The sequence below is a fragment of the Oceanobacillus sp. MO10714A genome (assembly GCF_037072045.1).
GTDB classification, from domain to species: Bacteria; Bacillota; Bacilli; order Bacillales; family Amphibacillaceae; genus Oceanobacillus; species Oceanobacillus indicireducens.
The window spans coordinates 1-26089 of record NZ_JAXHDC010000047.1 but is presented as its reverse complement, the minus strand read 5'-3'; the positions used below and the strand labels follow the sequence as shown (position 1 = coordinate 26089).

General features: G+C 39.1%; 21 protein-coding genes and 1 riboswitch. Of the genes, 1 reads left to right on the top strand and 20 read right to left on the bottom strand.

Features of this window, described 5'->3' with window-relative positions; genetic code table 11:
• A partial coding sequence (locus tag SPD53_RS16635) for a sugar-transfer associated ATP-grasp domain-containing protein (RefSeq protein ID WP_336253226.1) occupies positions 1–1347 on the top strand: 1347 nt, incomplete at its 5' end.
• Between the two features lie 223 nt (positions 1348–1570).
• Here SPD53_RS16635 and SPD53_RS16630 read toward each other — a convergent pair.
• The 20 genes from SPD53_RS16630 to SPD53_RS16535 all read right to left on the bottom strand — a co-directional run bounded on the left by SPD53_RS16630 (position 1571) and on the right by SPD53_RS16535 (position 25848).
• A complete protein-coding gene (locus SPD53_RS16630) occupies positions 1571–3130 on the bottom strand; it encodes an ATP-grasp domain-containing protein (RefSeq protein ID WP_336253225.1) in 1560 nt (519 codons plus the stop codon).
• A gap of 41 nt (positions 3131–3171) precedes the next feature.
• A complete protein-coding gene (locus SPD53_RS16625) occupies positions 3172–3318 on the bottom strand; it encodes a hypothetical protein (RefSeq protein ID WP_336253224.1) in 147 nt (48 codons plus the stop codon).
• A gap of 315 nt (positions 3319–3633) precedes the next feature.
• Positions 3634–3969, bottom strand: coding sequence for a CapA family protein (locus SPD53_RS16620; RefSeq protein WP_336253223.1), 336 nt, complete (start codon positions 3967–3969; stop codon positions 3634–3636).
• Positions 3970–4061: 92 nt separating this feature from the next.
• Positions 4062–5705: an acylphosphatase gene (locus tag SPD53_RS16615; protein WP_336253227.1), complete on the bottom strand. Its 1644-nt coding sequence runs from the start codon at positions 5703–5705 to the stop codon at positions 4062–4064.
• Positions 5706–5743: 38 nt separating this feature from the next.
• The gene (locus tag SPD53_RS16610; RefSeq protein ID WP_336253222.1) at positions 5744–7363 is read right to left on the bottom strand and encodes an acylphosphatase; all 1620 of its coding nucleotides are present in this window, start codon (positions 7361–7363) and stop codon (positions 5744–5746) included.
• Positions 7364–7398: 35 nt separating this feature from the next.
• Positions 7399–8814 (bottom strand): ATP-grasp fold amidoligase family protein, encoded by a 1416-nt coding sequence (locus tag SPD53_RS16605; RefSeq protein ID WP_336253221.1) that lies wholly within the window; start codon positions 8812–8814, stop codon positions 7399–7401.
• On the bottom strand, positions 8804–10957 hold the full coding sequence (locus SPD53_RS16600) for a glycosyltransferase family 2 protein (protein WP_336253220.1): 2154 nt from the start codon (positions 10955–10957) through the stop codon (positions 8804–8806). The genes SPD53_RS16605 and SPD53_RS16600 overlap by 11 nt, the downstream gene beginning before the upstream one ends.
• Complete coding sequence (locus tag SPD53_RS16595) at positions 10950–12878, bottom strand: glycosyltransferase family 2 protein (RefSeq protein ID WP_336253219.1); 1929 nt, start codon at positions 12876–12878, stop codon at positions 10950–10952. The genes SPD53_RS16600 and SPD53_RS16595 overlap by 8 nt, the downstream gene beginning before the upstream one ends.
• A gap of 24 nt (positions 12879–12902) precedes the next feature.
• Entirely contained in the window at positions 12903–14474 is a 1572-nt protein-coding gene (locus tag SPD53_RS16590; protein ID WP_336253218.1) for an ABC transporter ATP-binding protein, read from the bottom strand.
• A gap of 26 nt (positions 14475–14500) precedes the next feature.
• The gene (locus SPD53_RS16585; RefSeq protein WP_156854337.1) at positions 14501–15295 is read right to left on the bottom strand and encodes an ABC transporter permease; all 795 of its coding nucleotides are present in this window, start codon (positions 15293–15295) and stop codon (positions 14501–14503) included.
• A 47-nt stretch (positions 15296–15342) separates the two neighbouring features.
• On the bottom strand, positions 15343–16116 hold the full coding sequence (locus tag SPD53_RS16580; protein ID WP_156854335.1) for a glycosyltransferase family 2 protein: 774 nt from the start codon (positions 16114–16116) through the stop codon (positions 15343–15345).
• Complete coding sequence (locus SPD53_RS16575; protein WP_336253217.1) at positions 16117–17271, bottom strand: glycosyltransferase; 1155 nt, start codon at positions 17269–17271, stop codon at positions 16117–16119. It lies immediately after the preceding gene.
• A 32-nt stretch (positions 17272–17303) separates the two neighbouring features.
• Complete coding sequence (locus tag SPD53_RS16570) at positions 17304–18419, bottom strand: glycosyltransferase (protein WP_336253216.1); 1116 nt, start codon at positions 18417–18419, stop codon at positions 17304–17306.
• A 346-nt stretch (positions 18420–18765) separates the two neighbouring features.
• Complete coding sequence (locus tag SPD53_RS16565) at positions 18766–19578, bottom strand: MetQ/NlpA family ABC transporter substrate-binding protein (protein ID WP_156854329.1); 813 nt, start codon at positions 19576–19578, stop codon at positions 18766–18768.
• An 18-nt stretch (positions 19579–19596) separates the two neighbouring features.
• Positions 19597–20682 carry an iron-containing alcohol dehydrogenase family protein gene (locus tag SPD53_RS16560; protein ID WP_336253215.1) on the bottom strand — a complete coding sequence of 362 codons (1086 nt, stop codon included), beginning with the start codon at positions 20680–20682 and terminating at the stop codon, positions 19597–19599.
• Between the two features lie 30 nt (positions 20683–20712).
• Complete coding sequence (locus SPD53_RS16555) at positions 20713–21855, bottom strand: alpha-hydroxy-acid oxidizing protein (protein WP_336253214.1); 1143 nt, start codon at positions 21853–21855, stop codon at positions 20713–20715.
• Between the two features lie 33 nt (positions 21856–21888).
• Positions 21889–22551, bottom strand: a complete 663-nt coding sequence (locus SPD53_RS16550) for a methionine ABC transporter permease (protein WP_156854325.1) — start codon at positions 22549–22551, stop codon at positions 21889–21891.
• A gap of 5 nt (positions 22552–22556) precedes the next feature.
• Positions 22557–23573, bottom strand: coding sequence for a methionine ABC transporter ATP-binding protein (locus tag SPD53_RS16545; RefSeq protein WP_336253213.1), 1017 nt, complete (start codon positions 23571–23573; stop codon positions 22557–22559).
• Positions 23574–23679: 106 nt separating this feature from the next.
• Positions 23680–23791: riboswitch (SAM riboswitch) on the bottom strand.
• A 79-nt stretch (positions 23792–23870) separates the two neighbouring features.
• The gene (locus SPD53_RS16540; protein WP_308425605.1) at positions 23871–25037 is read right to left on the bottom strand and encodes a pyridoxal phosphate-dependent aminotransferase; all 1167 of its coding nucleotides are present in this window, start codon (positions 25035–25037) and stop codon (positions 23871–23873) included.
• A 25-nt stretch (positions 25038–25062) separates the two neighbouring features.
• A complete protein-coding gene (locus SPD53_RS16535; RefSeq protein WP_336253212.1) occupies positions 25063–25848 on the bottom strand; it encodes a carbon-nitrogen family hydrolase in 786 nt (261 codons plus the stop codon).
• Positions 25849–26089: the final 241 nt, after the last annotated feature.

Genomic DNA, 26089 nt, shown 5'->3' with positions numbered 1-26089 from the left:
TATAAACGAAAAAGAAAGGAAATTAACTCTATGAATACCAATAATATTTCTAAAAGCGAGCAAAAAATCTTTGATAAATTCTATATTAATACGAACAAAAAGGCATTTAAAAGGTATTATAATGCAAATTTACTCGTAAACAAAAATGAACAGTATATTAGTGAAACTAATAAGTTTTGGTTAAAATATTATGGAAAAGAAATTGACCCTATTTTAAATTTAGCATTTCTAAATTTAACTAAAAAGCCCGATCCTCGAGTAGTCCCTAGTAATATAATGTGGAACGAACTAATCCCTTTCTTTAATGATATGAACATAAGGATAGGATATAGCGATAAAAATATATACGATAGAATGATTGACCCCCCTAATGCACCGAAAACAATTTTAAAGAGGGTGAGGGGGCACTATTTCAACTCTGATAACAAAGAATTATCTGCTAAGCAGGCTCTTGAGGTTTTAATAAATTATGGAGACGATTTAATTATTAAACCAAGCGATACAGATAATGGTAAAGGGATTAATAAAATTCATTATAAAAACAATCAACTCTACTTGAATAAGGATATTGTTGAAATAGAAAAGCTGGAAAGTATCTATGGTTATAATTTTACCGTGCAGGAAGTTATAAAACAACATTCTGTCATGGCAAAGCCGCACCCCTCTTCAGTAAACACCTTAAGAATGGTTACTTTACGCTGGAATAACGAAATAAAATACCTATTATCATTTGCACGTTTTGGAGCAAATAATGCAGTAAGAGATAACGCAGGAATGGGCGGACTATGTGTTGGGATAACAGAAGACGGTGAATTCCTTGATATTGCTATTGATGAAAATGCTAAAGTGTACACACACCATCCTACAACTAATTATGACTTTAAAGAGTATGCTAAAATACCAAATTTCGATAAATTTAAAGACTTTGTAATTGAATTGCATCATAATATACTGCATCATGATTTCGTTTCTTGGGATATTGCTGTAGGGATAAATAATGAACCCGTCTTTATCGAAGCTAATTACAGAGGCGCAACTTGGCTATATCAATTGGCTGCTCAAAGACCATTATTCGGTGATCTCACTGAGGAAATCCTAGAACATATCAAAAAAGAAAAAGATGTTAATAAAGATGTAGGTTCCAATTTAACAAAAATAAAAGCTAACAATAAAAAATTGAAACAACAAATTAATAAACTAAAAAAGGAAAAAGAAATACTTGAATTACAAATAGGTGAAGAAAAAAGACGTTCAGAAATATATTTTAGGGAAAATCAATCTATCAAAAATAGTAAAAGTTGGAGAATTACTTCGCCTTTAAGAAGAATTGCTAAGAGAATAAAATGATTAGAATCGAGTAGAGAGGATGGGCGACTCCCCCATCCATTTACACCACCGTCCTCAACTGAACATGTAAGTGTGAGTGTACGTTGAACGATTAGAGGCAGCCAAAGCCTAAAACACTACTACTGCCTTTGTCTTTTAGGACTTCCTCCTGAAAAATGTGTGCATGCAATGTCACACAAAAAAATTAAACTGCTAGTCAATAGCAGTTTAATTTTTTATAACACTAGTTTCTTTTTAATTTCCTTAAAACATTTGCATATTTCCATACTTTACTATTCTGTATTTCATCATACTTCCTTCTATAAAAGTCTCTTTCCTTTTCTATTCTCTTATATTCACTTTGTTTTATTGAATCTTTTCTCTTCTTTTTAACAGGCTTGCTGTCGATTATTTCAAAACCAATTTTCACTGGTCTATCCCATTTAGATTCGACAAAGTCTGTTAGTTTTAATTCGGAAAAAAGTGTTTTCTTAAAATTATTCACTCTATCTGATTGTCCAGAAATGATTATCTCTAATACACTCTTTCCCTTACTTTGTATAAAACCATGTAGTTCAAGTCTTTTTGCTATTTTATGGACTCTCCTTTTAGTTACTAACGTTTTATCAATACTTTTAAAGATATAACGGTAGCTTTCTAACTCACCTTGTGGGTGATCTGGAATGGAGACTTCTTGTAAAGTTCGATCTTTAAATCCTTTAAATACACTAGCTATATCAAAGTAATATAATGGTGAATTGTGATTTGCTTTTGTTTTCGGGAAATAATAATCAATTATAGCTTTAGGAACATCCCTAGCAGTACCCTCAATTGGAAATAGATGTGTTCTGATACTTGGTAATGAATTTATTTCCAAGACGGCTAGATGATTGGTTGTAGAGTCCCAAAGTATGTCTACCCCCCCCTGCACCAATCCAGGTATAGCTTGAACAGCTTTAATCGCATTATTTCTTACTTCATCCGTTATAATATCTGTTGCGTCGATAGGTTCCCCACCAGCAGAAATATTGCTTTTTGTTTTTAAAAAAACTCTTTCGCCATTAGCCGGTACACTATCCATTGTATAACCAATGTTATTCAATAATGTCATCATTTCTTTATCTTTTCTAATTGGACTACTTTTTAGAGCCGGATTTTTTCTTTTTTCTTGATTTTTTTTATCCAGCAATTCCTGTATTGAACTAACTCCATTACCGACAACATTTGCAGGGATTCGATTAATTGCTCCTATAACCTTATCCCCTATTACAAATACCCGATAATCTTTTCCCTCAATATGATTTTCAATAATAATTTTTTTATAATTTAAATCGTTTTTAACATAATCAAGTGCTGCAGAAAAATCCTCTTCACTTTTTATATTTGCAATTACTCCTTTACCACCTTCACCCGTAATTGGTTTAATGACTAGTGGAAAACCCAATTTTTTTGCACTGTTTAAAATATCCTCATCACTAACTGTTTCATCAAAAAAGTTTCCTTTGGGTATAGAAACTCCTGCTTCTGAAAGGTATCTCTTTGTTAAATATTTATTGTTGCAAATTTTGGTCGCTTCATTTGTCACCATGCTACCACGTGAACCTCTAAAGTTATAAGTGTTTTCTCCATCAGAGAGGGAATAATTTATATTGGAGTTATTTCTATTATTATTTTTATACTTTAGAGACAAACCTCTTCTCCAACCTTCAAGGGCTATAGAGTACATACTTATTGGATAACCAAAAGCCTCTTTAGGGATAGAATCTTCTATATGCGGTAACCATTCATATAACTTTTTCTCCATATTCACACTGCCTTACTATTTATGATTGGGATTGGAATAAATTATGTTATCTCTAGGTCTTGGATATAAGTTTGAAGCCTTTGCTTTACGGATTCATAAACCTTTTTTGATTCAAATTTGCCCTCTTCCATTTCTATATAGCTATTATCCTGCATGTATTCTTCAAAGCGGTTTACAACATACTTCATTCTTTTTTCTCTTTCTACAAAGGATAAGTTGTATTTAGGTTTTTTTATTTCAGTTTTTAATTACTATATGGCATTGAAAGTTCCAGTGATAATATACCACCTATTTGTCTATGCAGTCCATTCTAACCTGTAAAGAAGTTCCCCGAAGAATATGCTACAAATGTCTTATTTCCTTTAGAATTTTTAATCCACTAAGGCGGCTGCAAAACATGTGGGTGGTGGCCAATTATTACATCTAAGCACTCTTATGATCTTCAGCTGATTCATAAGAATCATTATATTCTAATCCAATCTCTTTTAAATTGGAAATAGATTTCAGTAACCCTTCCAGTTCCTCATATCTAATACATGGTTATTTGCGAGTGTTATTATCTCAAAACCTAATTCTTTTAATGTATATCCTAATTCAACTGGTCCATGAAACTTTGGGAATGAGGAAAGCCCTATTTCATTTCCGGCTATTATCGATTCCAAATTCCCCATTGTTATGTCTGATTTTCCGAGCAAGGATTCAACATTAATTAACTGATTCATAAAATCATATCCTGACTTTTTTCTCAATCCACCATACACTCTTCCATGCATAAGAATATCTCCTACTGCTGTGAGTGTAAAACTTTTATCTCTCTGAAACTTCAACAAATGCTTCACCTGCTTTCTATCTCCCTTAATTTTTCTCCTATATTTACCCCATTTTATATTCTAAGGAAATATAATGCGAATATTAGCTGATAAATGATATTTTACTTTTTAAGCTTTCTTCCAAGTTTCCTGATTGGTGCTGTAACTCTCCACGATGAACTATTCAAAATATGCTCATTGTCTTTTTCAATTCGATTCTTCTGCTTTGTCATTCTTTGTAACTCTTTATCCATTTGTCTGATTGCGTGCTGTACGGATTTTATATTGGACATATTATATCCTTCAGAAATCTCAAAGCCAATGGTAACAGGCTCTTCATAGATTTCTTCTTTTATTTTCGCCACTTTCGATCCTTGTGGATATTTGTCAATCAGCTGCTTGAATTCCTGAATATTCTCTTTATCTGTTCCAGCAACGACAATTTCAATTTCGTCAAATACCATACTTTTCACATAACCGTTCAGATTAAGCTCAAGTGCATGTTTCTTTAACCATCTATGATAATTGCTTCGTGTCACATTACCTGACACGATATATTTCCTAGCATAGAGTTTCCCAAGCGGGGCGGGGGCAACTTCAACTTCAAGAGCTGTCCGGTTCTCAAGAGGTTCAAGAATAGTGACCAAATCAAAATAAATCATTGAAGTTGTTGTGTCTACTTTATCAATTGTTTCAGGGAAATAATAATCGATAATTGCTTTTGGAATATCCCTTGCCTTTCCTTCTAACGGGAATAGTGCGCCTCCAATTTGTGCCGTTGGGTTTAATTCGAGTACGACCGCTGCTTCATCGATATCTTTGCCCTCATTAACAATAATGTCCACACCTCCATGGATGAATCCAGGAATAGCTTTCAGTGCATCTATGGCGATTTGTTTATATTCATCCGCAATCGTATCGGTTACGTCAATTGGATCCCCTCCAGATGAAACGTTTGTTTTCTCTCGCAAATAGATAAGTTTTCCCTTTTCGGGTACACTTTCCAATGTATATCCTGCTTCGGTTATGAAATCTAATATTTCATTATCCATATGGATTAAACAACTGTTTAATCTGGCATTCTTCTTACGCCATTGGTTTTTTAAATCGATAAGTTCTTCAATTGTATGTTCCCCGTCACCAACAATATTAGCTGGTATACGATTATATACAGCTATTACCTGATCATCCACAACATAAAAACGATATTCTTTCCCTACGACAAACTGCTCGACAATTATTTCCGGGTAATTTAATTGAACTCGTACATAATGAAGCGCCTTTAATAATTCCTCATCTGTTCGAATATTTGTGATGACCCCGTTTCCTAAGCTTGCATTTGTCGGTTTAACAACAAGCGGATAGCCTATCTGTTTACAATACGTAATAATTTCTTCATTCGTAGCATCCGGGGCAAACCCTTTCCCTTTGGGAACTGGTACCCCTGCATTATTTAAAATTATTTTCGTATCGTCTTTCTCTGAACCGACTTCAACCGCTTCATTTGAAACAAGATCACCTCTTGTCCGGAAGAAGTAATGTGTCTTTGTTTCTGAACTTAAGGAAAACAATCTACCAGGTGGATTCACTCCAAATATAATCATATCTTTATAATGCTCGGAGTCTTTCGTATACCACTTTAATTTTAACCCTCTTCTCCAGCCTTCCAGAGCTACGGCAAATGCATCGAGACGAGTTTTACGAGCATTTCTTACAATCTCGCCGGTTAAATGCGGCAAACTGATTCCTTGTTCTTTTTCATTCATCATTGGTCTTTCCTCCTAAGTCCTTAAAACTCACTCGTCTATTGCATCCTCTTTATGATTGCACCAACAAGACGAATCGGAGAGGTGATTCTCCATGACAAGCTTTTATGGAACTTTCTTCGCTGTATTTCTGACTTTTTCATCGCAATTTCAGTATGCTCTAATTCTTTTCGAAGCATCTTCAATTCTTCAACTTGTGTTTTTAAATCTACTTTAATCTCAAAGCCGACTTTCACTGGTTCATCGTGAGGTACTTCCCGAACCTCGATAACTTGTGCTCTTTCCTCGTCTTCCCAGATACCCTTTTTAAAGTCATCAACCATTTCCGGATCTGTACCTGCCACAACAATTTCTATGTCTCCATCTCCAAGCTTTGTGATAGAACCATGTAAGTATCGTTCAAATGCATGTTTTCTTAACCCTCGGTGGTAACCAATATCATGGACGTCACCGCTAACTAAGTATTTTTTCGACGTAAGTTTTTGCTGTGGACATGGTGTTACTGTTGTGGTCGTTGCGTCACGAGATTGCAATGGTTCAAGCACATCATGCAGATCAAAATATGCATTTATTTCGGCAGTATCTTTATTTTTCGTTTCAGGAAAGTAAAAGTCGATGATGGCTTTCGGTATATCTCTCCCTTTACCCTGAATTGGGTATAACAGTCCTCCTAGTTGAGCGGTAGGATTAATCTCGATTATATAAACTTTACCTGTACCTTGATGCACGATTAAATCAACCGCTCCATGATGAAGTCCAGGTATTAGTTGAATAGCCTTGATCGCTTCCTCTTTTACGTCGTCTGCTATCTCATCTAGTACATCAACAGGATCTCCACCTAATGAAATATTCGTTTTATCACTTAGTAATAACTGCTTACCTTTTTCTAGAACGGTATCAAGAGTGAATCCATATCTTCCTATATAACTTTCAACTTCTTCATTTACGATAATCGGACAGCTGACAAGTCTAGGATTTAGACTTCTCTCCTCATTCTTCAATTCAATAAGCGATCGAATCGAATTAATGCCATCTCCAATAATGTTCGGTGGAATTCGATTCATCGCACCGACAACTTCATTACCAACAACATACATTCGATATTCTTTTCCCGGTACATATTGTTCAATAATGACATCTTTAAATCCAAGTTCATTCCGTACATAGTCGAGTGAATATTCGAGTTCACCAGAACTTGTAATATTTGCAATGACTCCTCTTCCAAAGCTTCCGTCTGTTGGCTTTACAACTACAGGATAGCCCAGCTTATGAGCATATTCCAAAATTACTTCATTCGGGTCATCTTCCTTAAACTGCTTTCCTTCGGGTACAGAAACACCTTGTGACTCTAGCACTTGCTTCGTCCGTTCCTTATCTTTTCCAATCATAACAGCTTCATTAGACACTTTATCCCCTCGAGTCCGGAAAAAATAATGTGTTCTTTCCTTTGAACTTAAAGAAAAAAGCTGTCCCGGCCGTTCCACAAACCAGGTTGCCATATCTTTAAATTTCTCCGAGTCCTTCACATGCCATCTAAGTGTAAGTCCTCTCCTCCAGCCCTCAAGCGCTATAACATATGCATCCAATAAGTTGCCATGCGCGTCTGCTACAATATCGCTGGACAAGTGTGAAAGCCATTCTGCATGATTCTCTTCCATCGGTTCTCCTCCTAGTATATAAGAACACGTTCCTGTTATTCATTGATATTTTTGAGTAGTTGCTTATAATAGTGGAACTCTTTTCCACTTAGTAAATCCTGTTCCAAACGAGCTTCTGCTTCTAAGTAGAAGTCACCAAGCCATTTGTCTGTCGGGGTGTCAAATTCATCATAATTCCCCGGCTTTGGCGTCAATTCTCCAAAGACCAATTTCTCTTCGCCTCTTAGGAAATCAATTCGAATAAATGGCGCGGGTATTTCCCGGCTGATTTCTTCTGCCATCTTTATTTCCTCTTCGGTAACCCCTTTTCCTTCAAAGCTGCTGTATTCGTATTTCCCGGTAGACACTCGCTCGCCGGTTGCCGTCCACCAACAATACTTCAATTCTGGATAACGGACGATTTCTAAAACAATCCCTACTTTTCCATAGAAGCAATAGAATTTAACATCTCGAGCAGGTGTATGTGCTTTGGCATCTTCTGTAATTAGTTCTTCCACTAGCCAAGCATCCCTATCCACTCTGCCTGCTTCCAGATCCCTTTCCATATTTCGACGCAGTACAGTGAAGTTTGGCACGGACTTTGCTTCTCGTACATCAATTATATCATCATTTCGATAGACAAGGTATACTCCCCTTGCTCCAGCTCCGTCAATCGGTTTAATGACAATGTTTTCCCGCTCTTCTATTTCACTTAGCTTATATTCTTTTTCATCTATTCTAGGTGAGCTGATGTGTAACATGTCCATGAACTGGTAGGCAATCTTTTTATCATCAAGGACCATTTCAGGCAGTGAACCTGTAAGCTGTAATTTCCGCATTCTTGCTGTTAAACTTCCCCGAAAAGAAGCAGCTTGATGTAAAGAAACCTGCTCATCTGATAAAGCAGCCCGCACCATGAATTCAGGTATATCTTCTTGATTCAGACCTGTTAAAATTTTTTCATATACTGTTTTTTTATAAATCGGATTTTCATTTATAAATAATCTTGCCGCAGCTTGTAAAAATTGTTGGTGATTCATATCCCGTAACTCTTTCGCTGCAATCATCTTATCAAGATGTTCGATTAAAGATCCATCCTGTTTCTTTTCCTGAGCCATACGCCAGATAGTTTGGTAATCTATTTTTTGATTGCTGAACTCCATATTTCTCAGTTTCTCTTTGATTTGATGCAACTCGGTTTCAAGCATTGCAGTTTGGAGTTCAAGTTCCTTTATATATGCTTCTCTTTCCGCTTTGCCAGAGATGAACTTTCTTGCCTTCCTTGTTTTCCGCCAGGAGTTACTATTTTTCATCTGTTTGATTTTCTTTTCACAGCCTCGAATTTCTGCTTCGAGCTTGTCCGCTTCAGCTTCTCGCTTTATTAGCTCTTCAATGAACTCCTTTGTCACAGGGGAAATATGCTCATCCTTTACCGGTGTGTGCGTTGTTTCTTTATCCTGCTCATTCGTCATCGTAATCCCCTCGGTTCCCTAGCTTATATTGATTCTGTTCCGTTTGCCAGTCGTCGATATAATTTGCGATGGTTGTCTCCGTTATATCATCTTCAAACCAATTTTCCTTTGATAAGCGGATGGATCGTAATTCTCTCAAATGATTTTCTAATAGATTTTCTCTTACTTTATTATTTAATGGATACCATGTACTCGTTGTCTTCCCATAACTTTCAATTTTTCGTGCACAAGGACGCAATCTATATTTAACTTTAGCATCCCTTGGCGCTTGTGTTACAATTACATGAATTACCTTTGCTGTCACTTCAGGAATATATTTCTGCTCCTCGCTGAAAATCCCTGGGTGATTCACAAGAAGAATATCGCAGTTGATAGATTCCCCGTAGACGAGCATTTGAATGTTATTTCCATCGATATATTCTCGGACGGATGGATGGATTTGTTGCTTTGCTTTTAGGTCATATACTCCCATTTGCACAAGACCTACTCGCTTATCCCGCTCCTTCATTTGCTGGAGAAAGCGTCCCAGATGCGCTTCAATTTCTTCACGGAAATCACATACAATAACAAAATCAACTTGACGTTCGCCATTTATATCTATCTCACGTTGCGGCCACATTGGTTCTGGTACAGGGAAGGGCCGTTCTGTTTGAGGGTATGGTATATACAAAGATGCTGCATGGTTATGGAACCAGTGCTGACTCTCTGCATATTCCTTTCTTATTCCTTTCAGATGGCCGTTATACCCGAATGCAGAACTTCCTGTAAGAGAATTTGCTGACTGCATTGGGAATGATAAAGGGCCTGTCTGTAAGTCAATCACTTTATCAGTCCCAAATATCTTTATTAAACGCTTTTTAAATTCACTATCCGCCGCAAAACGTAGACTGTCCCAATAGCCGGCATTATTAAGCACAGGATCTTTCTTAAACATAAGGGATGACATATTGGAAAAAATATACTGACCAGGCATTCCACGCCGATAGAACTTTAATTCCTCCGTTACCCTTGCGTGCTCACTCGTATTTGCAATTCGGTCCGGATTCTTCAGAAAGTCTTCTACCTGTACGGCAATCTTTTCTGGATGGGACCAATCATCTGCATCATTAATTGTTACTAGTTCTCCACTTGCTTGTTGTAAGGCGAGGTTTCTAGCAATGTATGGACCCCCATTTTCTCTCGCGGATAAAAATTGGACCCGGGAATCTTGTTCTGTATATTCTTTTAGCACACGAGCGGTCTGATCTGTACTGCAATCATCCACCGCAATTATTTCCAAATTGCGATAGGTTTGTTTTAGCAATGATTCGATCGCAATATGGATAGCTGCCTCTGCATTAAAGGCAGGAATAATGACGGTTACTTTCGGTCTATTCCTATCTGTTTGCTCCAACTGTTGCGTCGTTAATCTTTCATATAACGATAAATCTGTTTCAGGGGCTAATTCAATTGGGGCTAGTTTATACATTTTCAATGCTTCATTTGATGCCTTAATTCTTGCTTGTATTTCGTCTTCTAGATTAGCTAAAGCGAGATAAAGATCGGGATGTTTTTGCTTTCTTAATATTTGCTGGATTAACTTTTTACCGTCCGCTTTATTTCCTAATAAATCAAGTGCTTCTGCTTGCAGGATGGTACCTTTTCTTATAACTTCCTTTCTTGTCTCTCGCTCTAGCGCTATTTCCAAATAATGAAGGGTTAGTGTTGCTGTTTCTTTATTTAACTTATTTGCATACCATAAAGAAAGCTCCCAAGCGACAGCTTTCCGTAAGTAGCGATTTGATGTTTCGTGAAATAAGCTTTGAAGATCGGCAAGCACCTTTTCTTCAAAGCCATAATTGTATAAGTAGCTTTTATACTTCTTTAATCTATTGCTAGCATCTTTTAGTTTATAAGATTTGCTGTAAAGCTGCTTCAAGTTTCTTCTACCTAGTAAGTAAGCAGGAATAGAACGGGTGAATGAGATTATATTTCGCTTTGTCCTTTTCAAGCTGTCTGTGAGGTATTTCGCCTTTCTAAATTCCTGCTCAACTTGAGCATACTCTTCTCCAAGCTTCTTTAATTCCTGCTGCTTCCTTAGGATATCCGCATCTATTATTTCTCGGTATGTTTTCAGCTCTTCGTTGTTCGTGTTCTTATTCATCATTAACCCATCTTTCGTGAAACACTTGGTTGAGTTTAGGAGTTTCCGCTTGTGCAACACAAGCTTTTTCCACTTCAGAATCCACTGCATGCCAAGTAGCTTCCGATTGGAAATAGGTTGTAAGATTTTCTTTGTACACTTCGATATTTCCCTTTGTTTCCGTTGCGGTTAAAATAACAAACGTCTTCGTTGCGTTCACTTCTGGAACATAATGCTGTTTATCTTTGAGCACTGCTGCATCCATTATAAATAGTTTATCTGTCTTGATCTTCTCTCCATAAACAAGGAAGGAGACCTTTGATTCGTTAATTAAATTCCTGATTTCTTCTGTTAGGTTCGTCGCCTCTATCATATATTTATTCAATTGCACAATTCCAATTGTTTTCTTCGATTGTAAAGCTTGATCGAGTAGAGAGAGTAAGTGCTCATCTGGATCTCTAAAGTCACTAGCAATTACAAGATCTAACTGCCTAAACCCATTTTGCTTCTCTAGTCGGTTCGGCCACATCGGTTCAGGCACTTGGAATGGTCTTTCCATCATTGGATAGTCGTAATAAAGTGATTCAGCTTGCTGATGGAAAGCCTCCATCGCTTCCACATATTCTCTGCGCACTCCCATAAAAAAGCCGTTATAGCCAAAAGCCGAACTTGCAGTTAACGATGTAACAGATTGCCTTGGGAGTGATAGTGGTCCTGTCTGTAAATCAACATAACTCTGCCTACCAAATACTTGGAGGAGACGACGCTTAAACTCACCATCTGCAGCAAAGCGAACACTATCCCAATGACCAATTTTCTCTACTACTTGTTTACGTCGGAACATAATGGAAGACATATTTGGGAAAATATATTTACCAGGTGTACCACGGCGATATAATTTCAAATCCTCCGTTAGTCTGGCATGTTCCGAAGTATTTGCAATGACATGTTGATTCTCCATTAAATGCGTTACTTGCCGTTCTATCTTTTCTCTGTGTGACCAGTCATCCGCATCATTAATTGTGATATATTCTCCTGTGGCGTGCTGTAGTGCAATATTTCTCGCAATATATGGCCCACTGTTTTCAGGAGTCGTTAACAATTTTACTCGCTCATCTTTAGCCGCATATTCTTGAATAACAGCAGCTGTACGATCTGGACTACAATCATCAACAGCTAATAACTCGATATTCTGCCATGTTTGTGAAAGGATCGATTCTATTGCAACACGTACTCCCTCCTCCGCCTTAAATGCAGGAAGGATAACAGATACCTTAGGGCCATCCGTAATCTGTCTATCCATTGCTTTTGTTTCTAAATCATCATATTCTGGTTGCTTACCGTTAGCGGAAAAATAGATTGATTGAAGCCCATAGGTATTCATTGCTTTATTGATCCACTTGAGCCGTTCTTCTATTTTCTCTTCCATGTTAGCAGCAGCAAGGTAGAGATCTGCATGTTTTTGGAGCGCAAGCATTTCCTGAATGACTTGCTTTCCTTGCTCGATACGCCCAGTTGCTTCCAAGCATTCCGCTTCCAATATTGCTATTCTTCGCAACTGGTGGATATCTTTTTCATTATCTCTTGCTGCCTCTATATAATCCAGCGCATGCTTAGAACCTGCTTCTGTGTTTTGATTCGCATGCCATAATGTTAATTCCCATGCGGCAAGCCGTTTGAGCTGGGGATCATCTATCGTCTGATAGTAATGTACCAAATCAGCGTACGCTCTATCTGTAAATCCTAAATTATATAGTTGGTATTTAATTTGTTTCAGTTTTTTTCTTTGGGCCTGTTTCTTACCGAATAGAGCCTTTTTTATCTTTTGCTTTTGTTCAGCTGAAAACTTATCCGTCAAATTTTTTCTTTGCGTTTCACTTAGTACGGAGTATATAAACCAATCTACTGGGCCAAAGAATATTTTTTTTATCGTTTGTTTCATTTGTTCATCACCAAGCCGATCGCTTTATTTGTTCGCATTGGTTTGTTGCCTTTGTTTTCGCTTTTTATTTCTGCGGACGACAACTTTCTTATTCGTCTCCTTGCCAACTCCAAGTGATTCCCGATATGCAGCGACAGCTTCTTCCGCTGTCCCATCAAAACGAATCTGGCCTCGCTCCATCCAGATCCCTCTCGTACATACCTTTTCTACAAAGTTCATACTATGGGAAACGATGATAACGGCTTTTGCATGAGACATCATTTCTTGGATTCGTTCACTCGCTTTTTGCTGGAAGGCAATATCTCCCGTTGAGAGAGCCTCATCAACAATAAATATATCCGGTTTTAATGTTGCTGCAATGCTAAAGCCTAAACGGGATTTCATACCTGCTGAATATTGTTTAACTGGCTTATCAATCGCTTTTCCGATACCCGAGAATTCTACAATTTCATCAAATTTATCCTGTATTCTCTTCCGTGGGATACCGAGAAGCATAGCATTGAGGAAAACATTATCTCGCCCTGTGAGCTGGGCATTAAAGCCAGTTCCATAACCGAGGAGGGAAGACGTCTCTCCGTTAATCTCAATATCACCTTCATCTGGTTTTAAAATATTCGTTAATACTTTACATAGGGTAGATTTCCCTGCTCCATTATGACCGATGATCCCAACAACTTCGCCTTCTTTGATTTCGAAATCCAGATTTCGTAGGGCCCAAAACTCTCCTGTATTTAATTCAAAAGAAAGTCCAACATTTTTGGCACGGACGATTGTTTTATCCCTAACATCTGCCTCTGTTTTCTTCAGATTCAAACTGCGCTTCCTTCTCACTGGCGCTGGGACAGTTGCCCGGTAGCTTGCAACAACTTCTTTCGGGTCACCAATTTCTCGCACAACTCCATTATGAATCCACATCAGGCGATCACAGTTCCGCTCTGCATATCTTAGGCTGTGTGTGACAATGATAACCATTTTCGCTTGTTTTACAAGTTCTTTCATCTTTTGTGCAGCTTTCCTGCTAAAGCGGGCATCACCCGTATTCAGCGCTTCGTCTAAAATGAGAACTTCTGGTTCTAAGTGTGCTGCAACACTAAAACCTAGTCTTGCACGCATTCCACTTGAATAGTACTTCATTGGTTGATTGATAAATGCTCCAATATCTGCAAACTCCTCGATATCAGCCATGTAACGGTCTATGACACTCTTATCAATGCCGAGCATCATACCGTTTAAGTAAATATTTTCTAATCCTGTTAATTCTTTATTAAACCCCATGCCAAAAGAGAACAATGCTGTTACTTTTCCGTTCACATGCATTGTTCCTTTATCTTGCGCGAGGATTCCAGCAATTATTTTACTCAGCGTCGTTTTACCTGCACCGTTTGAACCGATAATTCCAAGGATTTCCCCTTGATAGCCTGTAAAGTCAATATCCTTTAATGGCCAGACTTTTTCTTTTTCCTTCTTTTCTTTCTTTTTGAACATGCTAAAGACACGCGATTTAATATCATCTTTATACGATTGATTATCGAAATAAACACCGATATCCTTCGACTTGATTATTTCTTCTCTTTGGTCTTTCGTTTGTTCTTGCATGCTTTTCCCTCATTTATCTCCTGACGTTATAATGCTTTGATAATCTTATGTTCATTTTTACTGTAGTAATTCATCATGTAGATCACAACAATCGTTGCTATGACAAACAACCCGCCAAGCCCAATCCAGTTCGGCTGCTGGTGGTAAATTAAAATATCTCGGTAGCTTGTGACAAGAATGGCTACCGGGTTATATTCGACGAGTGGAATTAGCCAATCGGGAACCTTTTCGCTGCGGAGTAATCGTGCCCCTTCCCAAATAATTGGTGATGCGTAGAAAAATATTCTTGTGATATACGTCATCAAATTCTCAATATCTCGTACAAAAATCGTAATATAACCAAGAACAAGTCCAAGTGCAATATGAACAACCAATTGCAGTACGATCAGCACCGGTAAATATAGCATGAACCATGTTGGCTTGACACCATAGACGGCAAGAAATAGCGCAATCACGACAAGGCCAAACATAAAGTTAAATAACTGGGTCAATGTAAACGATATAGGAAATATAGCTTTCGGCAAGGCAACTTGATTCACAATTGAACTATATCTTAAAATAGATCTGGACGATGAGTTAATCGTTGTACTAATCCAACGCCAGACAACTAATCCAACGACTAGGAATAGTGGATAGTCTTCCCCACCACGGTTTAAAACAATTACTACCAAAAAGTAATAAACTAGCACATTCAATAATGGATCAAGGAGCCACCAGAAATAGCCTAAATAACTATTCCTGTGTTCTGCTTTTAGACCTGACTTTACTAAATAGTAAAGCAAATCTTTTCTCTTCAGCATTTCTTGTATATATTTCTTCATTAATTTTGACACCGCCTACTATTCAAACGAAGCTTTCTTCAAGAACATTATCGCTTCGTTTTCCACTTAATCAAGTCTCTAATAGACCTTACAATGTAATGAGCAAAGTACCAAATGCTTTTTGGTAAGCTCTGCTTTTCAATTTCTCGGAATACATACCAATTTCGTTTTGCAGCTTTCCATTTATTACTGGAAATTGAATTACCGACAAGCCGATATTCAGCGAGAACTTCTGGCAGTCCATATGCTAAGAAGCCTCTTTTTGTAATATGCAGCCAGAATACATAATCTTGTCTTGTCCGGATATTAACCATTCTCATATCACCTATTTTATCCATATCGAGCATTACTGTCAGACATCCAATAACACAACGCTTCATTAAATCATCATAATTCACTGATTCGGGAGTGTTACTGATTGCCTTCGTTCTCGTTCCATCTTCTTGCATGCGGACATAGGTAGTAAAGGAAAAAGCAATATCCTTTTCTTGCATAAATTGTAGTTGTTTCTCCAACTTTTCAGGAAGCCAGCGGTCATCACTGTCAAGAAATGCAATGTACTGGCCGGTTGCTTCATCCATCGCTTTATTTCGAGCGATAGCTGATCCACTATTCTTTTCGAGTGTTAAGAGCTTAATTCGTGGGTCATTGCTTTGATATTCTTTAACAATTTCTCTCGTATGATCCGTAGAACAATCATCAACGATAATCATTTCCCAGTTCGTATATGTCTGCTCTAATACAGAGGAAATCGTTTCTCCTATAAAGCGTTCTGAATTATACGCAGGTGTAATTACCGATATTAGTGGTTGTTGTTTCATTTATACATCGATTCCTTCTTGCTTCCTTGTGGCTTGTCCTAACAGTTTGTTATACCAAGCAATTAATTTCTTTTCTTCTGTTCCCCAATTCAATTCTTCTTGTACTGCTCGCTTACCATTTTCCCCCATTCGTCTTGCTTCCTCTGGGTTATCTTTCAGATATAAGATAGCATCTTTGATTGCTTCATCATCATAAGGGTTCACAGCAATACCACATTCATACATTTCCATGAATTCTTTCCAAACTGGAAAATCGGAACAAATAATTGGCAGTCCAGCGTTCATATATTCAAAGAACTTTGTCAGTTCTTTTTTCATATAATGCTCTGTTGGCGGGAACAGTGCAATTCCTGCAAGCCAATTCGTATTCAAATAGCGAGCCTCGATTACTTCTTTTTCGATAAATTGATCGATTCCTTCTATGAATAGTCTATCTTTGTTGTCCCCTGCTACCTGATACATCTTCTCTGCAATGCTGCTCGGACATTTCCCTACCACATGTACTTCGATGTCTTGATCAAGCTGCGGAATTCTAGCATGCTCCATGGCTCCTCTTTCGAAAGTTACGTTTCCTGTATACAATAGTTTATATTCTACCTGACCTTCTCGTTTATTGTTTAAAAATGGATCATTTATTGTTGGGTAATTTAAAATGCATACTCCGGCTGGATAGATATCTTTATAGTACTTTTCCGCCAAACACAAGGCTGCATCCCTAGCAAAAAAACGCTCCGTCCATTTATAAAAGCTGGCAAGGAGCTTTTTCACTGGCATGCTTGCATAATCTTTTTGCAAAATACTTGTACGATAATCTTCATGAATATCGTAAATAACGACATTATCTTTTCGTTTTAAAAGCCAACCGACAGGCAAGAGCTCTGGGTCATGAAAGTGGTACACATCCGCGTTTAAATATTTTGCTTTTTTATAAGCATCATAAACCCCTAAAGTCATTCGCTTAAGACGGTTATTATATTTCTTTAACGGGATATGTCTGATTGGCTTATCTTGTATATCGTCGTTTTCATTCGATTGTGCAATCAGCGAAACATCAAATCCTGCTTTCTTCAGTGATTTGCATTCTTTATGATAAATCCTCGGATCTGTAGGATGATGTACAGTTGTCAGGTGCGCTACACGCTTTGGAGCAGTCATACTCCTTCAACTCCTCGTATTTTCTCTTTCCTTCAATCTAATGTTTCCAAAAACATTTTTTCGTATTGTCTTACTATCGTTTTCGCATGAAAAGTCTTCACGCGTTCCAAGCCTTGTTCAATGACAGTATTTCTTTCTGCATCTGTCCATGCTAATGCTTGTATTATTTTGTCTGCTACATCCTGTTCATTACCGATCTCACACAACAGGCCAAATTTACCTTTATCTAAAACCTCAACGGCACCTGGTTCTGCTTTTGTTGAAACGACCGGTACTCCTGCTGCCAGTGCTTCTGCAAGTACATGGCCAAATCCTTCTCGCTTTGAAGTTAGGCAAAATACATCCGCCTGTGAAAAATAAATATAAGGGTTTTCCTGAAATCCTAGGAAATGGATGACATCCTGTAAATTAAGCCTGCTTGCAAGTTCTTTTAATTCGGTTTCCCGTTCCCCTTCACCCAAGATAATCAGCCTTACGTTCATTTTATCACGTATCTTAGCAAAGGCTTTGATTAGTGTCTGCTGATCCTTGTCATCAACAAGTCTTCCAGCTGTAATGATTATCTTTTCGCTTCCATTAAATAGGGCTTTATGTTCTTCTTTTAATTTTCCCTTTTCGATACCTGTTTTGATTTTTTGTACATCAACTGGATTATAAATTACTTCAATTTTATTTTTATCTACCTTGTATCGGGAAATAATATTATTTCTCACACCTTGTGATAACGCAATTACACGGCTGGAAAATGTGTATAATAGACCATATAATCTTAATTTTAGATCCGCTTTGCGCGAGCCACCCAAGTAGGCAGCTTCTCTTACTATATTTTTTGCCCGTGTAAAAGAAAAAAGCCTGCCAAGAATCGCGACTGTATTATAATTCGGAATCGTGCTAAATACAATATCTGCTTTTTCCCGTCTGATTACTTTTGCTAACGGGAATATCGCTGAACGTAACTGTTTCGTATCTAACTTAATAAATTTAATATCTGAGTTTAAATACTTCTCATAATTCCCATTATAGTTTAATGTTACAAGTATTGGGGTAAACTTCGACTGATCGATGTTATTCAATATATTTAATAATGTACGTGCAGCCCCTCCTGCACCCATTTGATAGATAAAAAATATAATTCTTTTCTTCTCCACTAAAGCTTCATCCTTATCTTTAGTATCTCATTGTAAAGCGAATTTACACTCTGGTAATTATACCATAGCAACACCAATTAATAAATTATCCCCGGTGGTTCGCTCGCTATAAAAATAGCTGATCGATACAGCAAGCCCACTCTATAGTTTAACATATTGTATATACCTATCAAATTTTTCAAGTTGTCCTGTTGCTTTTCTCTAATGTAAACTATCAAATTAACTAGATGTCTGCAGCTACTATATAATAACTTGAATAATCAATCCCATTGTGAAGTTTTGAACATTTTGTTAAAAAAGTTCGGGACAGCAGAATGTAACTTGCTGTCCCATTCGTCAAATATTTTTACCATCCTACAACAATCGATCCTCCATACGTTTCTTCAACAAATTGCTCCACTTCATCCGATTGATAAATATCGATGAACTGTTGAACGGCTGGATCGTCTTCGTTTTCTTTGCGTACCGCAATCAAGTTAACAAAAGTGGAATCTTGTTCAATGAAAATCGAGTCTTCTCCAGGTACAAGTCCTGCTTCCATTGCAAAGTTCGAGTTGATTGCTGCGATATCCACTTCACCAAGCTGACGCGGAATTTGTGCAGAATCGAGCTCAATAAATTCATAGTTATGTTCATTTTCTGCGATATCATTGACAGTAGCGTTTACGCCAAGTCCTTCTTCTAGCGTGATTAAGCCAGCTTGTTCAAATAATAATAATGCACGTCCACTATTTGTCGGGTCACTTGGAAGACCAATACTTGCACCGTCTTCTAAATCAGCTATATCTGTAACTTTCTCAGAATAAATTCCCATTGGGAAAGTAATCGTATCGGCAACTTTTACTAAATCCAGGCCACGTTCTTCATTCATATGATCAAAAAATGGCTCCGTTTGGAAACTGTTGATATCGAGTTCCCCTTCCGATAGACTCACGTTCGGCATTACATAATCACTGAATGACACAATTTCAATCGTCAAGTCTTCCTCTTCCGCAAGCTCTTTCACTTTTTCTAAAACTTCTTCATGCGGTCCTGCTGTTACTCCAACAACGAGTTTTCCATCTTCGAGCAGTCCTTCCCCTTCATCCGAGCCGCCGCCACAAGCAGCGAATAGAATTAATACACTTGCAAGTATTGCTGTTAATAATGTCTTTTTCATTTATTTCCCCTCATTCTTTCATATTTTATTTTCGACATAGAAGATTGCTTTTTCTAACATGTCTTCTGTCACTTTTTCTTCCATTAAATGGATTGATTCTTGTGGAAGTAAAATCTTTTTAATGATCCTTCCTAGTAATTCCGTGTCCTTTACATCTACGGATAAATCTTTTAATGATGTTGGAAGTTCCCATTCTTTATAAAACTGCAGCAGTTTGTCGAGTTCTTCCTCTTTTCCTTCTATCGCAAGTTGGACTAACGTACCGTAAGCAACAATCGATCCGTGCAAGAAATCTTTGACACTAGGCGCATCCGTTAAACCGTTATGAACCGAGTGGGCCCCGGCAATCCTGCCCGCTTTTTCACCGAAGCCACCGACCATGCCGCCTGTCATAATAATCGTTTCGATGATGCGGACAAGTGCGTCGGTAACTTCTTGCTTCGAAACCGATTCAAGTGCAGCTTTTCCGTCTTTTAATAAAATATCGCGGCATGCTCTTGCAGCGAACTGGGAAACTTGCAACCAAACTGGGAATTCTTGATTCTTGTAAAAACTGCGAACTAACGCGTCTGCTTCATAGTATTTTGCCAAAGTGTCACCGATCCCAGCCTTCAAAAATCGAATCGGTGAAGCTGCAATGATTGCTGGTTCAATCAGGACGAGCGTGTTCGCTACCGGGAACTCGGTATAGTGGGAATGAGTTCCGTCCGCTTCATAGAATACGCTAAGCGGTGTCCAGGCGGCACAGGTCGCTGCGATTGTCGGTATTAGAACCGACTTGATTCCAGATTGGACGGCTGCTGCTTTTGCAATATCGAGTGCAGTCCCTCCGCCGATACCGATGACAGCATCCGCTTTTTCTTTTTCGCACATTGCTGCTAATTGTTCGCTCGTTTCTAATGTGCAAGGACCATCGACGAATGTTAATGCTTGGTGATCCAATTCTTCCGGAAGATAGGGTGATGTCGCTTGCCATGCCTTTCTGCCACTTACAATATGAATATTTTTTACACCTAAATCTGCCAGATGCGTCGGTAATTCTTTTAAAACACCGGAACCGGTCCGGTAATGGCCTGGTGCTCCTTTTACAATTGCTGTTGCCATCTAACGTGCTCCTTTTTTCGCCTACTTCGCTTAATCTTTCAAAATATGAATATTTCGCGCTACCTTGACACTCGACGCTCCGGCAAGCGCAAGGGAGGATCTTGTCTGCTGCATAAAGTTTGTGAGTACTTTTTCAACACCGGCTTGTCCAGCGAGGGCTAGCCCATATGCGTAAGGTCTGCCGAGTAAAACCGCGTCGGCACCTAGCGCAAGTGCTTTAACGACATCTGCTCCGCGGCGAATGCCACTATCGATTAAAATCGGGACTTCCCCTCCAACCTCTTCTACAACTGCTGGGAGCGCGTCAATGCTAGAGATGACACCATCTAACTGCCGACCGCCATGGTTGGAAACGATAATGCCATCGACCCCGTTTTCAATCGCGAGTCTTGCATCTGTCGGATGTAGGATTCCTTTTAATAAAACCGGGAGAGATGTGCGTTTCTTCAGTTCAGCAACATGCTTCCAGCTTAACTTCGGATGGTAAATGTTTTGCAAAATTTCTTCTACGACAGATGCCTCGTCGTCCTGCTTTAATGTGGATAGAAAGGCACTATCTGTAATATAATTCGCTTTTCCGTAGCCTGCTTTCAGCGGTGAGAATCGGTTCGTCATGTCCTCCTCGCGCCAGCCGAACATTGTTGTATCGATAGTAAGGACGATTGCTTGATAGCCTGCTTCTTCTGCACGCTTTACCATATTAAAGGAAATATTTTCGTTATTGGACCAGTACAACTGGAACCATTTTGGACTACCTTCTGAAACCTCTGCCACTTCCTCGATTGCGTAACTGGAAACCGTGCTTTGTATATAAGGTACATCCAATTTCGCAGCTGCTTTTGCAACCGCAAGTTCCGCTTCTTCATGCGTAGTTTTCAGCATTCCGATCGGAGCGAGCAAAAATGGGTGGCGGTACGTATGACCAAATAGCTCAATACTTGTATCCACGTTGGAGACATCATTTAAATATTGGGGCAGAATAGAATATTTCTCGAATGAAGCGGTGTTTTTCCGCAACGTCTCCTCCCCTCCGCCTCCTGAGCGGGTGTATCCAAATGCATTTTTCGACATTTTTTCTTTCGCTTTTGCCTCTAATTCTTCTACACGAAAAGGAAAAGTCTCCGTTGTTTCTAGGTTCGTAATGAATGCATCTTTCGGCTTTGTAGTCGTCAAGACTTCTACCTCCTAAAGTTGGCTTTCTTCCGTTTAATCCTTTTTCAAACGTGCAGCGATCCGGTTACCAAGGGACTGGATTCCTTGGACGAGGATGATTAAGATAAAGACCGTTGCATACATGACATCTACTTCATAACGTAAGTGTCCGAAACGATACGCAAGATCTCCGAGTCCCCCTGCACCGACTAGACCGGCCATTGCGGTCGCACCGATCAAGCTGATTGTAACAATTGTTAAGCCTAAAACGATGGATGGACGTGCTTCCCGAAGCATGACACTCCAGATGATTTTATGTGTTTTAATCCCCATTGCTTTATATGCTTCAATAATTCCGCTATCCACTTCGAGTAGAGAACTTTCCAGTAAGCGTGCAAGATATGGTGCGGTGTAAATAACGAGTGGAACGATAACACCTTGCACGCCAATCGTTGTGCCGACCAAGAATTTCGTAAATGGCAGAATAAAGAATAATAGAATAATAAACGGAATCGAGCGGACTATGTTTATAACGAGATTCAATAATTGATAGACGAATTTATTTTCCAATGATTGTCCCGGGCGTGTCAGTACAACAAGTATGCCTAAAGGCACCCCAATCAAAATCGCAAAAAATAAGGAAATGATGACCATTTGAAACGTTTCAATGATAGCTTGGCCAATAATAGGCAGCCATTGTTCGATAAAGTTTTCCATTTTATTTATTCACCCTCCACTTCTTCTGTTACGACCCCTTGATCGTTTAAGAACGTTAAGGAGGCATTGATTTGATCCTGTTCACCAACAAGATGAATGATCAGATTTCCGACGATTCCGTTTTTCAATTCCATAATATTCGCCGTTAAAATATTCGGCTTCACTTTAAACTTCTCAATCACTTGTGCAAGTAAAGGCTCCCCGGCACTCTCTCCAATAAAGGTAAGGCTCGTCACCGTACCATTTAGTTTCAATTGGTTGATGAGTGATGCGGATAATTTACGCTGAGAAATCGTATCTAAAAACTTCTTTGTCGTCTGATGACGGGGATCGGTGAACAATTCGATACTGGAACGCTGTTCAACGATTTCTCCATTTTCAAGAACCGACACATCGTCACAAATCTTCTGAATGACACTCATTTCGTGGGTAATGAGTAAGATGGTTATCCCCAGTTCTTCGTTAATCTTAAGGAGTAGATCAAGAATTGAATTAGTTGTTTCGGGGTCAAGGGCACTTGTCGCCTCGTCGCTCAGCAGGATTTCTGGTTCCTGTGATAATGCACGTGCAATGGCGACCCGCTGCTTCTGTCCACCAGATAATTGAGAAGGATAGCTGTCCTCTCTGTCTGCTAAATCAACAATTTTCAAATATTTTTCTACACGTTCTTTCACTTCTGTTTTGTTAAGCCCTAGAAGTCTTAGTGGTGTTGCTACGTTCTCATAAACGGTTGCAGTCTTCATGAGATTGAAATGCTGGAAAATCATTCCGATCTTCTGTCTCATTTTCCGCAAATTTTCATTTGATAGGGCTGTTAGCTCTGTGCCATTGATTGTTACCGTTCCACTGTTCGGCTTTTCCAGTAAATTGACGAGCCGGATTAAGGTACTTTTACCAGCACCACTGTAGCCAATGACACCGTGGATTTCACCTTTTTTTACATGAAGGTTAACATTGTTTACCGCTGTAACATTCCCATTTTTAGATGGGAATACCTTCGTGATGTTCTCTAATTTGATCATCTATCTACCTTTCCCTTCCAATCGTCTTTAGATTAAGAAATAGTTGGTATAAAAATAGCCTCTCTTTTCTAAAGAAAGAGAGGCTTTGTATGTATTCAGAGGTCCTCTCTTATCTTTCAAAACATCACGTTTTGCTGGAATTAGCACCTCTTTTATGGTTGACATAAAAAGGTTGCCGAGCTTCATCGGGCCAGTCCCTCAGCTACTCTTGATAAGAGATAAAACTATTTAATTATATTGATATAGACTACAGCAAAAGTTACGTGTCGTCAACTCTTATTTTAGTAATCTTTCAGACTAAGAGAAAAGTTTAAGTTTTTCAATCCGTTCGACTGCTTCTTCAAGACGGGCTTCATCAACTAGTAAACCGATCCGGATATAACCTTCCCCGTACGTCCCGAAGCCATTTCCGGCGGCGACAGCAACATCAGCCTTTTCCAGTAGCAAATCAGCAAATTGCTCACTTGTATACCCACTCGGAACCGGCAGCCATGCAAAGAACGAGCCACTAGGAGCTTCAACTTCCCAACCAATCCGTTTACATGCCGCGATTAATGCATTCCTGCGCCCTTCATACAGCTCGACTAATTCCTCCACACTTGATTGCTCTGCAGTTAAGGCAACAGCCGCCGCATGTTGGACTGCGGGGAACAGACTAACGAATAAATGATCTTGCAGGAGATTGATCGCTTCAATCATTTTCGCGTTGCCAACAGCAAAGCCTACTCGCCAACCGGCCATATTGTATGTTTTCGATAAGGTATAAAGCTCGATCCCGATATCTTTAGCGCCCTCTACCTCGAGGAAACTAACCGGTTTTTTCCCGTCAAAGCCTATTGCACCGTAAGCAATATCATGGACGATACCGATACCGTGCTCCTTGCCTAACTGTGCCGTCTCTTCGAAAAATTCTTTGGAAGCGATGGCTCCTGTAGGATTATTCGGATAATTTAAGTAAAGTAATTTCGCTTCTTCTAATTGTTTCGGCGTGAGCTTGTCATAGTCTGGTAAGAATGCATTTTCTCGAAGTAATGGCATTACTTCATGCCGAACATTCGCAAGCTTGACGCCAGATAGATAGTCCGGGTAGCCTGGATCTGGCAGTAACAGCATGTCGCCTTCGTTCATTAAGGCGAGGGGTAGTTCGACTAAGCCAATCTTCGTCCCAAATAAAACAGCTACTTCCGCTTCCGGGTCTAAATCGACATTGTATTCCCGCTTATAGAAATCGGCTGCTGCTCGTTTCAATTCCGCTGTGCCACGAAACGGCGAGTATTTATGTGAATTTGGGTCTGCGGCAGCTTCTTGCAAAGCTTGCACAATATTGGGTGGAGTTGGTTGATCCGGGTTCCCTTGCCCCAAATTAATGACATCGCGACCTTCTGCGTATGCTTTTGTCACTTTTTCTACGAGAGTTGCAAAAAATTGAACGGGCAACTCCTTTAGGCGATTCGAAAATTCCATTGACATAACCTCTTTATTTGTATATTTAATATAACTCTGGGACACGGCTTTCAAAGATTGGGACACTTTTTCTGACTTCAATTACCCTGTCCGGATTGATTGTGCCTCGTAATGTTTCTTCTTTATCTTCTGAACCTTTTACGAGAACATCTCCCCAAGGGTCTGCGATTAAAGAAGTTCCGGTGTATTTAACCTCATTCAGGGTGCCGACATTGTTTGCAGATACGACATACATTTGGTTTTCAATTGCGCGGGCTATTTGCAGGTTAACCCAATGATTGGTCCGCGGTTTCGGCCATTCGGCAGGGATAAATAATACTTGCGCCCCGTCTAACGCCAACTTGCGCGTGAGTTCTGGAAAACGCAGGTCATAGCAAATAATGACACCCATCCGAATCCCATCGAGTTCAAAAGTTTGCACTTTTTCCTTGCCACCAGTCAAGTATGCTGGTTCGTTCAACATCGGTACGAGGTGCATCTTGCTATATTCATAAACAAGGTTGCCGGCGCGGTCAAAAACAAGACTCGTATTATATAATTTGTCATCCACTTTATTCGCAATCGAGCCACCGACAATATTAATCTTGTATTCCTTCGCCAATTCACTTAAAAAAGATTTAGTAGGCTCTAATGCATCATCTGCAATTGTTTGGAGCTCTTCCAGCACATAGGATGTTGTCCACATTTCCGGCAATAGGATGATGTCTGGCTTATCATTCTTTACTTCTGATCCAACCCAACGCTTCACCTTTTCCCTGTTATCATGCGGGGAACCTGGTACAAGTTCCATTTGGTAAACAGCAACTTTCATCATATCCATCCCCTTTCAAATATATATCATATTAGCACACTTCCACCTATCATACATAAAAAACATGGACAGAATATCGTCCATGTTTCCGCTGGGACATTGGGGTTGGTGGGACATTGGGGTCAGAGCAAGTGTCCCAGTTATGAGCGGGACATCGGTGGGACATTGGGGTCAGAGCGAGTGTCCCAGTTATGAGCGGGACATCGGGGTCAGTGCAAGTGTCCCAGTTATGATTAAGATA